This is a genomic window from Marispirochaeta aestuarii (genome assembly GCF_002087085.1).
In the GTDB taxonomy this organism is placed as follows: Bacteria; Spirochaetota; Spirochaetia; order JC444; family Marispirochaetaceae; genus Marispirochaeta; species Marispirochaeta aestuarii.
In genome coordinates, this window is record NZ_MWQY01000024.1 from 22079 (window position 1) to 36705 (window position 14627).

The 14627-nt window shown below is 55.3% G+C and carries 13 protein-coding genes; 5 read left to right on the forward strand and 8 right to left on the reverse strand.

The features are described 5' to 3' along the window. Positions 1 to 4: 4 nt before the first annotated feature. The 3 genes from B4O97_RS16760 to rnhA form a co-directional block, all read right to left on the reverse strand. Complete coding sequence (locus B4O97_RS16760; protein ID WP_083052631.1) at positions 5 to 1234, reverse strand: S1C family serine protease; 1230 nt, start codon at positions 1232 to 1234, stop codon at positions 5 to 7. A 74-nt stretch (positions 1235 to 1308) separates the two neighbouring features. Next, on the reverse strand, positions 1309 to 2847 hold the full coding sequence (locus B4O97_RS16765) for a YifB family Mg chelatase-like AAA ATPase (protein ID WP_083052632.1): 1539 nt from the start codon (positions 2845 to 2847) through the stop codon (positions 1309 to 1311). A gap of 43 nt (positions 2848 to 2890) precedes the next feature. Next, the gene (rnhA, locus tag B4O97_RS16770) at positions 2891 to 3370 is read right to left on the reverse strand and encodes a ribonuclease HI (RefSeq protein WP_083052634.1); all 480 of its coding nucleotides are present in this window, start codon (positions 3368 to 3370) and stop codon (positions 2891 to 2893) included. Positions 3371 to 3503: 133 nt separating this feature from the next. Here rnhA and B4O97_RS16775 point away from each other — a divergent pair, with 133 nt between their 5' ends. Genes B4O97_RS16775 through B4O97_RS16795 form a run of 5 tightly spaced genes read left to right on the forward strand, consistent with a single transcriptional unit; the run spans position 3504 to position 8660 of the window. Continuing rightward, a complete protein-coding gene (locus B4O97_RS16775; RefSeq protein WP_083052635.1) occupies positions 3504 to 5255 on the forward strand; it encodes an ATP-binding protein in 1752 nt (583 codons plus the stop codon). A gap of 14 nt (positions 5256 to 5269) precedes the next feature. Continuing rightward, the gene (locus B4O97_RS16780; protein WP_083052637.1) at positions 5270 to 6310 is read left to right on the forward strand and encodes an aldose epimerase family protein; all 1041 of its coding nucleotides are present in this window, start codon (positions 5270 to 5272) and stop codon (positions 6308 to 6310) included. A gap of 10 nt (positions 6311 to 6320) precedes the next feature. Beyond that, on the forward strand, positions 6321 to 7172 hold the full coding sequence (locus B4O97_RS16785; protein ID WP_083052638.1) for an MBL fold metallo-hydrolase: 852 nt from the start codon (positions 6321 to 6323) through the stop codon (positions 7170 to 7172). Further along, positions 7169 to 7846, forward strand: a complete 678-nt coding sequence (locus B4O97_RS16790) for a lysophospholipid acyltransferase family protein (RefSeq protein WP_083052640.1) — start codon at positions 7169 to 7171, stop codon at positions 7844 to 7846. Before B4O97_RS16785 ends, B4O97_RS16790 begins: the two co-directional genes overlap by 4 nt. Before the next feature lie 16 nt (positions 7847 to 7862). Beyond that, entirely contained in the window at positions 7863 to 8660 is a 798-nt protein-coding gene (locus B4O97_RS16795; RefSeq protein WP_083052641.1) for a hypothetical protein, read from the forward strand. Positions 8661 to 8685: 25 nt separating this feature from the next. On the opposite strand, the gene cyaB is transcribed toward B4O97_RS16795, so the two are convergent. From cyaB to B4O97_RS16820, 5 genes are all read right to left on the reverse strand, one after another. Continuing rightward, the gene (gene cyaB, locus B4O97_RS16800; RefSeq protein ID WP_083052642.1) at positions 8686 to 9222 is read right to left on the reverse strand and encodes a class IV adenylate cyclase; all 537 of its coding nucleotides are present in this window, start codon (positions 9220 to 9222) and stop codon (positions 8686 to 8688) included. 29 nt (positions 9223 to 9251) lie between these two features. After that, on the reverse strand, positions 9252 to 10580 hold the full coding sequence (locus B4O97_RS16805) for a hypothetical protein (protein ID WP_083052644.1): 1329 nt from the start codon (positions 10578 to 10580) through the stop codon (positions 9252 to 9254). Between the two features lies 1 nt (position 10581). Next, positions 10582 to 12231: a 2,3-bisphosphoglycerate-independent phosphoglycerate mutase gene (gene gpmI / locus B4O97_RS16810; protein ID WP_083052645.1), complete on the reverse strand. Its 1650-nt coding sequence runs from the start codon at positions 12229 to 12231 to the stop codon at positions 10582 to 10584. Positions 12232 to 12344: 113 nt separating this feature from the next. Further along, on the reverse strand, positions 12345 to 13220 hold the full coding sequence (gene purU, locus B4O97_RS16815) for a formyltetrahydrofolate deformylase (RefSeq protein WP_083052647.1): 876 nt from the start codon (positions 13218 to 13220) through the stop codon (positions 12345 to 12347). Positions 13221 to 13334: 114 nt separating this feature from the next. After that, on the reverse strand, positions 13335 to 14618 hold the full coding sequence (locus B4O97_RS16820; protein WP_083052648.1) for a TRAP transporter large permease: 1284 nt from the start codon (positions 14616 to 14618) through the stop codon (positions 13335 to 13337). Positions 14619 to 14627 lie beyond the last annotated feature (9 nt).

A 14627-nucleotide genomic window follows, 5' to 3' on the forward strand; every position in this document is an offset into this window, starting at 1 on the left:
AACGCTAATTCCAGTAGAGTTCTTCAGGGCGCTCGGAGAGCTCGACCTGAAAACTCCGCCGCTGTCGGCCCCGGTATACTTCCACGTCGATTACATCTCCCGGCCTATTGTCCTCCAGGGCGCCCAGAAGATCAGATATGGTCTCGGTCTTGTCGCCGTCCACCTCGACCAGGATATCGCCCCCCAGATAGAGAATGGACCTGCCGTACCGTATGGGATTGTTCTGGTCTCCTCCGCGGATTCCTGCGGTGTCGGCGGCACCTCCCTTGACGGTCTTCGATACCAGAATACCCTTTTCCACCGGGAGCTTTCCATAGCGGACAATATTTCTGTCCAGCTGAACGGGAACAATGTCTATCCATCCCCTTCGCACCAATCCGTACTCGATAAGGTCCGGCACGACCCTACGGGCGGTATTGACCGGCGTGGCGAAACCGATACCCACGGATCCCCCCGAGGGGCTGTAGATCATGGTGTTGATACCGATCATCTCTCCCCGGGAATTCAGAAGCGGACCTCCGGAGTTCCCCGGATTGATACTGGCATCGGTCTGGATCATATCGCGGATGACTATATTCGACGAAGTCCGTACTGGCCTTCCCAGGCCGGACACGATTCCCGTTGTCAGGGTACGGTCGTAGCCGAAGGGGTTCCCGATGGCCAGGACCTTCTGGCCAACCTTGAGATTTGTGGAGTCCCCGAAGGGAATGGTAACAAGGTCCCTGCCGTCGGGATCGAATTTGACCACCGCCAGATCGTTCTCCGGGTCCTTGCCGATGACCTCTCCATCGAACTGGGTTCCGTCGGAAAGATTTATATGGACCTTGTAGGCCTTTTCCACCACGTGGTAATTGGTAAGAATGTATCCCCGGCGGTCGATAATCGAACCGGAGCCGGTTCCGCCTTCCGAGGGTACAGGCTCCAGAAACCAGTTCAGGGCCAGGGTTTCGGTGGCGATATTCACGACACCGCGATTCAGGTTCTCATAGGTGCGGATGGTGGCCAGTTCATCATCGGTGTATTCACCGGCGTTCTGGGTCAGATAAGTGTTTTCCGGGGGGATGGGATTTGTCTCCAGTCTGAAAACCGGTTCCTCCGCAGTCGAAACTGCTTCGGCTGCCGCAGTTCCGGCTTTTCCCGGGCTGAAGATTCCCAGACCCGCCGCAAAGAGCAGAACTATAAGCCCGCTGGCCAGGGAGTAGAAAACAAGCTGTCCTCGGCTGTAGAGCTTCATATTTCCTCCTGTCCCTTTAAATATAGCCGGATAGGAGAATAATGCCAACTCGCTTTGAGAAGTCTGAAAAAAGTCTAGGAGGATCTGATCCTCACCCCCGAATAGAACAGGTTCCCCCCCACTCCCCTGAGAGCCACCGCCTCCGCGATGTGGGGAGCCATGACCCTCTCCGAAGCCTCGAGGTCCGCAATGCTCAGGGCCACCTTCAGCACTCCGTGGACCGCGCGGTTGGAGAAGCCTTCGCGATGGGTCTCTTCCAGAAGGACCCTGCGGGAGTCATCGTCAAGGTCCGCTGCCCGGGCCAGTTCACGTCCTTCAAGGTCGGCATTCATGCGCTCCGTCCCCCGCAGCTTCCTCCCGAACCGGCGGGCGTTAAGGACATCCTCCCGGATACTGCGGGACCCCCGTCTCTCCCCGCCCAGGAGCGCCCCGGGTCCTGCGGGATTCAGGGGAATGCGAATATCTATCCGGTCCAGCAGGGCACCCCCCAGGGTTTTCCAGTAGCGGGAGATCTCCCTTTCCGTGCACAGGCATACCGCATCCTCCTTGCCCAGATTTCCGCAGGGACAGGGGTTCAGGGTAAGAAGAAGCTGAAATCGGGCGGGAAAGAAGGCCCGCCGTCCGGCCCGGACAAGATCGACCCGCCGCTGCTCCACCGGCTCCCGCAGGGCCTGAAGCACCCCGGACTGGAACTCCGCCGCCTCATCCAGGAGCAGGACTCCGTTATGGGCCAGGGAAACCTCCCCGGGCTGCAGAGCCGGTCCGCCGCCGATAAGCCCCTCCCGGCTGGCACTGTGGTGGGGCTTGCGGAAGGGCGGATTTTTTATGAGCCCCCAGCGGCGGGGCAGCTTGCCCGCCACCGAATAAATGCGGGTTACCTCGAGGGACTCCCGATGCGCAAGGGGCGGCAGGATCGAAGGAAAGCGTAGCGCCGCCATGGATTTTCCCGAACCCGGGGGGCCGAAAAGCATTGCATGGTGGCCCCCCACAGCAGCGACCTGCAGGGCCCTGAGAAGCTCCGGACATCCGGCCATATCGCCGTAGTCGAGCCCGGTCTCCGGAATTCCGCTGTCCCCTACCTTGTCTTCTGTATCCCGGGGCTTCCAGGAGGCGGGGGCCCGCAGCAAATCAACGGCATCGGCCAGGTCCCCGACAGGGCACAGATTCCCGATTCCCGCTGCGGCTGCTTCCGCTCTGTTTTCCTCAGGGACCAGCCGTGGAAGTTCTCCCAGGGCTTCGGACTCATGGAGGGCGGCTATAACCCCGTCCACGGCACGGATTCTCCCGGAGAGCTGCAGCTCCCCCAGGGCCAGGATACGTTCCGGCGGATTCTCCGGAATACCGCAGGCCGCCAGGATTCCCAGGGCAATGGGCAGATCAAAGGAGGCCCCCGCCTTGGGTACTCCCGCGGGATAGAGGTTTACCAGGATACGTTTTGTCGGATATTCGAAGCCAGAATTGCGGATGGCCACCCGAATTCGCTCCTTAGCCTCCCGGATGGCGCTGTCCGGCAGCCCCACGATCTCGATCCCCGGCAGGGCGGGACGCAGGTCTACCTCCACGGTGACCAGTTCTCCTTCGTAACCGAAGGAGGCGTAGCTGTAGATTGTCATGGTTCCTCCTGAAGTAATTAAACCCCGGAAGAACCTGCATGCTTCAGCCGGGGTGCTGCCTTTTCTCCGTCTGGATCGAGGCTATGGCTTCCTGTACCAGGGCGTCGCAGCGTTCGTTGTGTTCGTTACCCGCGTGCCCCTTGACCCACTGCCAGCGGATATTCAGGGAGTCCCGCAGCTCCTTTAAAGGAACCCAGAGATCCTGATTCTTGACGGGCTTTTTTGCCGCCGTCTTCCAGCCGTTCCGGGACCAGGTCTCTATCCAGCTGGTAATGCCGTTTTTGACGTACTGGCTGTCCGTATGGACCGCCACCGGCCGCCGGTCCCACTGACGCCGTCGAATCTCCGTCAGTGCCTCGATTACCGCCGTCAGTTCCATGCGGTTGTTGGTGGTGGCAGCGTCTCCGCCGTTTTTCTCCAGGGATTCACCGTCAGAGAGGATACAGTAGGCCCAGGCCCCGGGTCCGGGGTTCCCCCAGCAGCCGCCGTCGGTATAGATGTGTATTTCGTTGTTATCCGTCATCGGCCCATAGTACGGGGAATCCCATGAATTGGGCAAGCGGGAACAGAAAAATGCCCTCCCCTATCCGTTGACCCGGGCTGTAGCTTGGCCTATACTGTTCCGAGGTGTCCGCTGCCTTGATTCGGGAGGGGAAATGTCGGAACAGCTGATTGTAAAAAATCTGGATTTCATACGGATCCTGCCTGCCTGGGCCCAGGAACTTTCGTATAAGTATCTTTCCAAAACAACCAACCTCTATATAGCCCACGGGAATATCCGGGACTTCCTGCCCAACAAGATGATCGAAGGGGAGTTTATCTTTGTCCGGATTCAGGAGTTTATCTCCGAGGTGCTCTTCGGAAACCGGGACATCGTGGCCTTTTACGACCGTTCTTCGGGAATCAACTTCTGTTCCCCGGAAATGCAGAAAGAGTACCTGAACATCATGGAGTCCCACTTTCCGGATACGCCCCGGGAGGACTTTATATCCCTGGATCCCCTGAAGGCCTTCGACTACCTGGAAAAATACTTTTTCATGAACATTCCCCATAAAAAGCGGATTGTTCTGATCATCGACTATGCCGAAACCCTTATCCCCAATACGGAGCTCGCCCGGCTCTCCGACGAGGACCGCTACGCCCTTGTAACCCTCAACCGCTGGTCCCACGACCCCATCTTTACCCAGGGAGATGTTTCCATCATTCTGCTTACCGAGAACCTGGCGGACCTGAGCACCAGGATCGTGCGTTCCCCCCATACGGTGAAGGTCCATGTACCGATTCCCGACGAGGACATCCGGGAAAAGTTCCTCAACTTTCTGGACCGACAGGATATTCTCCTGACGGAGTCCCGGCTTAATCCCAAACGGATCGCCAAGATAACCTCTGGACTCAACCTGCAGAACCTTAACCAGATCGCCGCGGAAAGCTACCAGGAAGACAAACCCATAACCCTGGAATATCTTACGGAGCGAAAAAAGGAGATCATCGAGAACGAGGCTGTCGGTCTCCTGGAGTTCATCGAGAGCGAACACGACCTCTCCATGGTGTCGGGGCATGAGTTCGTGAAAAAGCGCTTCAAGAGCGCCGCCAGGGCCATCAAGCAGGGCCGTCTCGACGTGCTTCCCATGGGATACCTTATTGCGGGTCCCGTGGGAACCGGAAAAAGCTTTATGGTATCCGCTTTCGCTTCGGAAATCGGAGTTCCCATCGTCCGGCTGCGGAACTTCCGCAGCAAGTGGCAGGGAGAGACGGAATCGAATCTGGAGAAGGTACTCAACATCCTCAAGGCCATGTCCCCGGTGGGAGTCATGATCGACGAGGCGGATGCTTTTCTGGGAGACCGCAACCAGGATGGGGATTCCGGCACCAGCAACCGGATTTTCGCCCAGATAGCGAGCTTCATGGGCAATACGGAGTACCGGGGCAAGATTATCTGGTTTCTTATAACCTGCCGACCGGACCTTCTGCCCATCGACCTGAAGCGTCAGGGACGGGCGGAGGAACACCTGGCCATATTCTACCCGGAGTCCTTAAGTGAACGGGAAGACCTCTTCGATATACTGGTAAAGAAACTGAAGATGAAGATCCAGAAGTTTCCCGTCACGGATCTTCTGAAAAAGTTCCCCAATGAGTACTCCGGGGCGGATCTGGAATCGATTCTTATCCGGGCCAAGTTCAACGCGGCCATGGAGAACCATATAATCATTACCCGGGAGGACCTGGAAAACGCCATGAACGACTTTGTACCCGCCAGCTACCCCCACGAGATCCGCCTGCAGAACCTGGTGGCGGTCCTGGAGTGTACCAGCCGCGAGATGGTACCAAAGCGTTTTCAGAACCTTGACCGGTCAAAACTTGTTCAGGAGATACGGGAACTCAAGGAGCTCCTTGGAGAACATCCCTGACGCGGAGGCGCAGCATGACGATTGAACGAATACCCTATGGAACAACACAAAGCGGCGACAGGGTGGATGCCTTTGTCATCAGCAATGGAGAGGTCGCGTTTCAGGCCCTGACCTATGGAGCAGTATTGAGTTCCGTAAGCAGTCCCGACCGGGAAGGTAATCCCGCGGAGCTGACCCTCGGGTTTGACGATCTCACCGGATGGGAGAGTGCCCACCCCTATTTCGGCGGGACCATAGGGCGTTTTGCAAACCGCATTGCAGAGGGACGGTTCAGCCTGGACGGAAAGGAATACTCCCTCTACACCAACAACGGGGCCCATCATCTCCACGGCGGAAAGGAGGGCTTTGAGCGTAAAATCTGGGACGGCTTCCCCTTTCAGAACGAACAGGAAGCGGGAGTCAAGTTCAGCCGGACCAGTCCCGACGGAGAAGAGGGGTATCCCGGCAATCTGGATGTGGTTGTCAGCTATGCCCTGTCGGTTAACAACGAGCTGTCCATCAGTTTCGAAGCCGCCACCGATGCCCCTACCCTGGTAAATCTGACAAACCATGCCTACTGGAACCTGGACGGTTCCGGCGGCGGGACCTCCATCGTTAATCATGAGCTCCTGATTCATGCCGACAGCTATGTGGAGGTGGACAAATATGCAATTCCCACGGGCCGCATCCTGCAGGTACGGCAGAGCCCTTTTGATTTTCGCCGCCGCAAGACGATTGCGGCTGACATACAGTCCGCCGGCGGTTACGATCACTGTTACAAGCTGGCCGAAAGCGATCCCGATGAACCGGCCCTGGCCGCGGAGGTCTACTCCCCCGATTCCGGCAGGGTAATGAAGGTTTACACCACCCAGCCGGGACTTCAGTTTTACACCGCTGAGTTTCTGGACGGCTCCATAATGTTGCGGGGCGGTATTTCTGCGAAGAAGCGCTGCGCCCTCTGTCTGGAAGCGGCGGGATTTCCCGATTCCCCGAACCGGCCGGATTTCCCCTCCGCAGTATTACGCCCGGGCGTGCGTTATACTCATAAAACGATACACCATTTTTCCCTGGCTTAAAGGAAGTGGCATGCAGATAAAAAAACAATCCCCAAAAGAGGGTCTGAAACTCAGCAATGACGGAAGCTTAAGCCTTTTCTGGCTGGGTGTGGGAAGCGCCTTTTCCAAGCTTCATTATCAGACAAACCTTATAATCATAAAGGGTGATGACCATGTAATGATCGACTGCGGTACCAAAGCTCCGCAGGCACTTTTTGAACTTGGACTCAATGTTACGGATGTGCGTAACTACCTCATAACCCACTCCCACGCCGACCACATCGGAGGGCTGGAAGAGGTCATGCTCATGAACCGCTACGGGCGTGGGGAAAAACCGACCATTGTGATAAACACAACCTACCAGCATCTGCTCTGGGATATGAGCCTTCGGGGTGGTGCGGCCTACAACGAAGAAAAGGGAGGAATGGACCTTAACTTCGGAGACATGTGGAATGTGATCCGGCCGACCTGGCTTCCGGCCTATCCAAGGGAAACCCACGAAGCGAATATCGGATCCATCAATATCAAGATGTTCCGTACCATGCATATTCCCGATATAACCGGAAGCTGGCAGAGTTCCTTCTGGAGCTGCGGGATTATCATCGACAATCGGATAATGTTTACCTCGGATACCCGTTTCGATCCCGAGCTTATCCACAGTTTCGCGGAGAACTTTGACCTGGAGTATATCTTCCACGACTGCCAGTTCTTTACCGGAGGCGTTCATGCCGGTATCGACGAACTTGCCACACTGCCCGTCGCAGTCAAGGAACGGATGATCCTGACCCATTACGGGGACAACTGGAAGGACAACGCACAGAAGATTGAAGAGGCCGGTTTTTACGGTCTTGCCAGGCAGTGGCACCATTACCTGTTTGCATGAGGCTCTGGAAACGAACAATCTACAATTCAATACGCAGTATTCTGCGCCTTAACCTTTCGCTTTTCTACGATTTTCACGTATGGGGGCGGGAAAACATCCCCCCTGAAGGACCGAAGATCTTCTGTTCGAACCATTTTTCCTCCTCCGACCCGGGATTTGTAATCACCCTTATGAACGAACCGGTACACATGATCATCGGCTCGGCCTTCGGAATTCCCTGGCTGGCCGGCCTTCTGCGGGCCGGAGAGCAGATAGACGCCTTTGACGAGAAGGCCCGGGGCAGAGTCATTCCCGAGGCCGTCGAATATCTTCGAAGGGGAGAATCGGTCTATATTTTCCCCGAAGGGGATATCGGGGACCAGCAGCAGCTGAGAAAGTTTTACACCGGCATTGCGCGGATCTACCTCGAATACCCTGTGCCCATTGTGCCCATCGGCCTGATTTCGCCGCGAAGAAATGTATCCGACAAGGACGTAAAGGTACGGGAAGTTCTGTATCACCAGCTGCGGGTGGTATCCAGAAATTATTACGCGAACATAGGAAAACCCCGCAGCTTTCCGAAATACCACAAACGGGAAGACCGGAAGGAAGCCGCGAGGGAACTCACGGAAGAGATAAAAGCCATCATCGCCGATCTTATCGACGATATAAAACATAACAAGTTCTGGAGCTAGAAGGAGAGACGGATCCATGAAGATACTTGATGAGATACGGGAGATTTTCAACCTCATTCTGGAGCACTCAGAGGATGTGTCCCGGATGCGCTTTGAAGCGCGCATGAAAAACGGATCGAGCTTCCGCTACAGCTTCGACAGACAGAAGTGGGAACGGGAACTGCAGAAGGAGAACCTCCCCCGGCGAGAGACAAACCAGCTAATAAACGCAATTCTGGATGTCCTGGGCATCGGCATAGCCGTGGCGATACTGGTTATCCTGGTGGTCTTCGCAGCGGTGTCGGGAAAGACCGAAGGCATTCTGTACTACAGCATATCCTGGGCCCTGGCAATCCTCTATTATCTCTTCAGCGCGCTCTACAATTTCCTGAGCCCCGTCCACACCGCCCGGGAATTCTTTTTCAAGTTCAGGAGTATCCTGCTTTTTCTCACCCTGTCTGGTTTTTTTCTACCCCTCTACCTGATCTACCTTCCGGCAAATCCCGGAACGGGTCTCATGGGGGGTGTACTTCTGCTGTGTGTTGCAGGTCTGTATTTCAACGGTTTAAACACCCGGGGTGGACGACGAATGGCAGCCATCTCGGGGATTCTGCTGAGCTGGCTTTCGGTGATCGCCATACCCTTTCTTTCTGCGAGTTTCAGCCTTTTTGAAAAGATGCTCGTGATCTTTGCCGCGGTGCTCCTCAGCTTCTGGATAACCGCGGCCTTCCAGAGTGACCACAGCACTTCAAAAGAGCCGCCGGCGATGAATCTTTTCCTGCTCTTCGCATCCCTCTGCCTCTTCTGGTTCAATCTGCTGTGGATTGGAGCCTGAGGATAGAAACAAGGAGAACTGACTCCTAAAGGTCAAGAAGCATGTCGGAGTAGTAGCGGCCTTCGATCCTGTCCCTCCCTATCCCCACGGCATCAAAGACGGCGAGAATCTCCTTTTTTGCCGCTTCGATTCCGGCCAGCTCCAGGGTATCCACGGGAAGTACTTTTTCGATTTCAAGAAAGGTGCCCAGACTCTCGACATGGACAAGCTCTATTACAAGATCCTCATGAGAGAACAGGAGTCCACGCTTTTTCTTCTCCAGAAATTTTCGGCACCCGAAACGCCGCAGCAGTTCGTCAATTACCTCGAACTCCTCCACCACCGTTTCGTGCTCCCGGTTTATTTCCGTGCCGTCCTCGAGACTCTTGTCCTTGTAGGTCAGGATCCATTTGGCGCCGCTTTTTCGAAGTCGAAGGGTATTGAGACCGGGAAAGCGGCCGTCGGTTTCGTAGTAGACATCATCCTTGCTTACCGGGAGAGCATCTCCGAATTTTTCCCGGAGGCGCTCCTCGATCAGAGGAGGATCATCCACCCAGGCTTTTATCTCGATCTCCATGGACATACAGCACTCTCCTTCCTGCTGCAGGCTTGTCAGTCAAGCCAGATCAGGCGGGCCTTCTGCCGGAGGAATTCCCCCAGGGATTCCCGCAGGCGGGGATTATCTGAAAAGGCGATCTCCAGTTCCGTTGGAGATGCGGAAGCGGCTATGAAGGCGGGTATGGCACCGTAGATGGCATGCTGCAGGGTAACGATGGAACGCCCCTGAAGCATCCTGTCGAATTCATACTGCTCCATTCCCGTCACCTTGCGCACATCTTCGGAGCTCAGGTCAGGGTGCTTTCCGGGAATATAGGAGAATATCCCGGGAGAGAAGAGAAACCTCCTCCGTTCGTCCCTGTAGGCGTTAAAACTTCCTTCCCAGAGTACAGGACTTGGTCGCAGCACCTTTGATGAGCCGATCCTGGTAAGGATCCCGGACCGATAGACCTCTCCGGCTACGCGGGGTATATCCGGATCCAGCAGAGGAGTGGCCCCGGAAAACACTCCCAGATCACCGATGCGGACCTCTTCAAGCCTTTCAGATACCGGGGTGCTTCCGCCCTCAGACTGCTTTCCCAGGGGAGTTACCGTCAGCATTCCGGAAAAGCCCTCGCTCTCAGGATCAAAACTGAAGGTGAGTTCCAGATCCATTCCGTCGCCGTACGCTCCGTACCCCTCAAAGGGTATCGCATTCATGGGAATCAGCAGCAGACTGCGAAAACCCCGCCGGCTCCCCCCGGCAGAACCGAGACGGAGAGCGTCATCGAGAATTGTCCGGGCCGTTGAATCTAGGGCGGAAAGTTCTGTCCGGCTTTCCTTCGGAAGGTCCGAAAGACTCTTCATACCCCCTTTATAGACCGGTGAATCCCGGGGTATACGGACAAGCAGAGGGTCCTTCACCCAGGATCTGTCCAGCAACAGCAGTGCCTCCGGAAGAGGGAATCGGGTGTAATCCTCATCGAAAAACTCCTTCCCCCGGCGGCCTTCCAGGAATCCGGCGGGGCGCTGCGCTTCGGTCCGGAGCAGAATCATATTTATTTGCCTGAGTTTCGAAGAACCGAAGATCTGGACGGGTTCAAGCCGCCGGGGTACTCCGTTGGAAAAGAGAAACCTCTCGGGGAATATCGACCAGGGACCCGGACGGTCAAATCGCATCACCACCAGGGAATCCTCCAGCAACCCCGTCTGTCCTGCGTCGGCGAGGGCGGCGGTTTCCAGGGGAAAATAGATTGTCAGATCCGCAGGATGATCCGCAGGCATATCCACGGCGGCGGCAGGCACATTTGAAACCGGTACATCCGGAGCCCCGGCGCAGGAAAAGAAGAGAAGCGCCGAGGCAAGAAGCAGCGGAAAAATCAGCCGGGTCTTCTTCCAGATCATGTTATTTCCAGTCGAGTACACCGGGATCATAATCCGAGGGCGGCAGATAACCCAGGAGCTCAATACTCGTGGCCGCCAGGGAACTGATTCCAAGTCCCTCCTTAAGGGTCGGGGAGTACTCACCCTTTCCGTCGAAATCCACAATGATGCAGGGAACCGGATTGAGGGAATGAGCGGTTTTCGCCTTGGGCTGACCGTTCTCCTTGATGATGACCTCTCCGGTTTTGCTGTGTTCAAACATATCGTCGGAGTTTCCGTGGTCGGCGGTGAGAATAAGAGTGGCCCCGGCCTTTCGGGCGGCTTTCTCAAGACGACCGAGCTGCAGATCCAGGGCTTCCATGGCGCAGACAACCGCGGGATAGATTCCCGTATGACCCACCATATCCCCGTTGGGATAATTCAGGCGGATAAAGTCGTACTTTCCCTCCTCCAGGGCCTTTATAACGGTGTCGGTAATCTCCGCGGCCTTCATCCAGGGCCTGTCTTCAAAGGGAACTATGTCCGAGGGGATCTCTACATAGTCCTCCGTGCCGGGATCGAATTTTCCGGTACGGTTTCCATTGAAAAAATAGGTTACATGGCCGAACTTCTGGGTCTCGCTGACGGCAAGCTGCTTTACCCTGGTGGCAGCCAGGAACTCTCCCAGGGTGCGGTCAATCGAGGGTGGCGGAACCAGGTACTGTCTGGGAACATGCATATCGCCGTCGTACTCCATCATGCCGGCATATTCCACCCCGGGGCGCCGGACCCTGTCGAACTTGTCAAAGTCGTCTTCCTCAAAAGCGGCGGTAATCTCCAGGGCACGGTCTCCCCGGAAGTTGAAAAAGATGACCGAATCACCGTCTTCGATACTTCCCAGGGCCTTGCCATTCTCCTCGATAACGAAGGGAGGCAGGTCCTGGTCTATGGCCGAGGTTTCAGCGCGCAGGATCTCCACAGCCTCATGGGCAGAGGCGAAGCGACGGCCTTCTCCCAGAACATGGGTATGCCAGCCCTTCTCCACCATGCTCCAGTTGGCTCCGTAGCGGTCCATGGTGATCTGCATTCTTCCGCCTCCGGAGGCGATCCGGTAATCCGCACCCTTCGCATTCAGTCCGGAAAGGAACTCCTCGAAGGGATCGATGTATTCCAGCGCGGAGGTTTCCCCGACATCCCGACCATCCAGCAGAATATGGACCCTGGCCCGCTTAACCCCCTCATCCAGGGCTCTGGTGAGCATGGCCCGCAGATGGGAAACATTGGAGTGGACATTGCCGTCGGAAAAAAGCCCCAGAAAATGGAGAGTGGTGTTCTTGTCCCTGACGTTGGAAATCAGTTTTTTCCAGGTGTCGCCCGCAAAGATCCTGCCTTCTTCAATGGACTTTCCCACGAGTTTCGCTCCCTGGGCAAAGACCCTGCCGCAGCCGATGGCATTGTGACCGACTTCGCTGTTTCCCATATCCCCGTCATCGGGGAGTCCCACCGCCGTTCCGTGGGCTTTCAGCTTTGTTGAGGGCCATTCAGCGGTGAGTCTGTCAAGATTCGGGGTCAGGGCTGCTTTTACCGCGTCCCCCTCGGTATATTTTCCGTATCCGACACCATCCATTATTACGAGAACAACAGGACCTTTCCGTCCTTTATGTTTCGGGTTCTTCTGTAATGCTTCTACCATTATTTTGTCCTTATCCTTGATTGGCGGAAAACCGCCTGTACAATTCGTATCGACTCCAAATATATAGAATCCCGGTGCTTAAGAAAAGTCAAACGGGGATCCCGGTGGGCTCATCAGTCGAAAACAACCGTTTTGTTTCCGAATACCAGAATTTTGTGGTCAAGGTGCAGCCTGACCGCCCGGGAGAGGACCATCTTTTCGAGATTTTTTCCCTTCTGCACCAGGTCAGTCACCGTATCACGGTGGGAAATCCTGGTCACATCCTGTTCGATAATCGGCCCCTGGTCCAGATCGGCGGTTACATAGTGACTGGTCGCGCCAATGATCTTTACCCCCCGGGAGTATGCCTGATGATAGGGCTTGGCCCCGATAAAGGCGGGAAGAAATGAGTGATGGATATTGATAATCCGGTTTTTATAGCGTTGAACGAAGGCGTCGCTTAATATCTGCATATATCGGGCAAGAACAATCAGATCGACCTTGTGCTTCTTGAGGATCTCCCACTGACGGGCCTCATCCTCGGCCTTCTTATCCCTGGAAACAGGAAGGTGATAGTAGGGAACCTTGAAATACTCGGCTATGGACTGACAATCCGTATGATTCGAAATAATACAGACCACTTCGGCATCAAGTTCCCCTGAACGCTGCCTGGTCATCAGATCCCAGAGACAGTGGTCGAAGCGAGAAACAAAAATCGCCATCTTCGTGACCCGTGTGGAAAACTCAAGGTGCCACTCCATTTTAAACTTCTCGGCGATTGCCTCGAAGGCCTGGGCGATTTTGTCCTTTTTTATGCTGAAATCCTTCAGGTCCCACTCAATGCGCATAAAAAAGGTGCCCGTCTCGTCATCATTGTGCTGATCGGAATGCAGAATGTTTCCATTGTAGGTAAAGATAAAATGGGTGACTTCCGCGACAATACCTCGGTGATCAGGACAGCTGATAAGAAGGGTCGCGGTATCACCGGAATTCGGTCGGTTGGTTGCCATATCCTGTAAGTACTCCTGTGCTGTGAAAACAGTATGATCCGTATTTTATCAGGGCAGCCGGCAAGAGGCAATGGATGCCCCCCGCCGGGAGAAATCACAGCCTGAAAGGAAGGCTTAAAATCCCAGGAGTCTCGGCAGAAACAGACTGAACCAGGGAACGTAGGCTACGATGAAAAGAGCGATAATCTCGACGACAATAAACGGAAGGATTGCCCTGCTGAGTTGAGACAGTTTAAGGTCAGCGATGCTGCAGGCCACGAAGAGACAGGCACCAACGGGGGGTGTCATCAGGGCAATGTTCAGGGACAGGACCATGATAATGCCGAAATGGATCGGTTCTATGCCCATACTTACAGCAATGGGATGCAGGATGGGTCCCAGAATTATCAATGCCGCGGCAATATCCATAAAAAGCCCGACGGCAACCATCAGGCCCAGGATCATCAACAGAATAAGCTTCGGATTATCGGTAACCGAGAGCATCAGGGCGGCGATCTTCTGGGGCACCTGGGAAAAGGACAACACCCAGCTCAGGATGGATGCGGTCCCGATTATCAGAAAAACCACCCCGGTTATACGGGATGTTTTTATCAGCATTGCAGGAATATCCTTCAAGGAGAGGCTCTTGAGAACCAGGAAGCCGATTACAGCGGCATAGGCCACGGCTACTGCGGCGGCTTCGGTGGGGGTAAAGATTCCCGACAGGATTCCTCCCAGGATTATTACCGGCATAAAGAGGGGAATCAGGGCATTCCGGAATCCAATCAGCATCTCCTTGAGAGAGCTGCGTTTTGACTTCGGGTATCCCCGTTTTACAGAAAATATCGCCGCGATAATCATCAGCAGACCCGCAAGCAGAATCCCCGGAAGAAAGCCCGCAGCAAACAGGCCCGCTATCGAGACATTCATCAGGGAACCATAGATCACCATCATGTTTGAAGGAGGAATCGTCGGGCCGATGATGGAAGACGAGGCGGTAACCGCCGCGGCAAAATCCCGGTCGTACCCGTCCTTCTCCATGGCCGGAATCAGCATGGTACCGATGGCAGCGGTATCGGATACTGCGGCTCCGGTCATTCCGGCAAAAAAGACGCTGGCAAGAATGTTCGCATGGGCCAGGCCTCCCCGGAGATGTCCCACCAGGATATTGGCGAACTGAACCAGCCTCTCGGTTATCCCCGTACGGTTCATGATCTCCCCGGCGAGGATAAAAAAAGGCATTGCCAGGAGGGTAAACATATCCAGACCTGAGAAATATTGAAGAGGCGCCATGGAGAAGAATGCGAGATCCATGTTAATAAAATAGAGCCCCGCAAGTCCGGCCAGACCGATGGTAAAGCCTATGGGAACCCCAAGCACCAGCAGAGTGAAAAACAACACCGATACAGCGATTATCATCCGGCACTC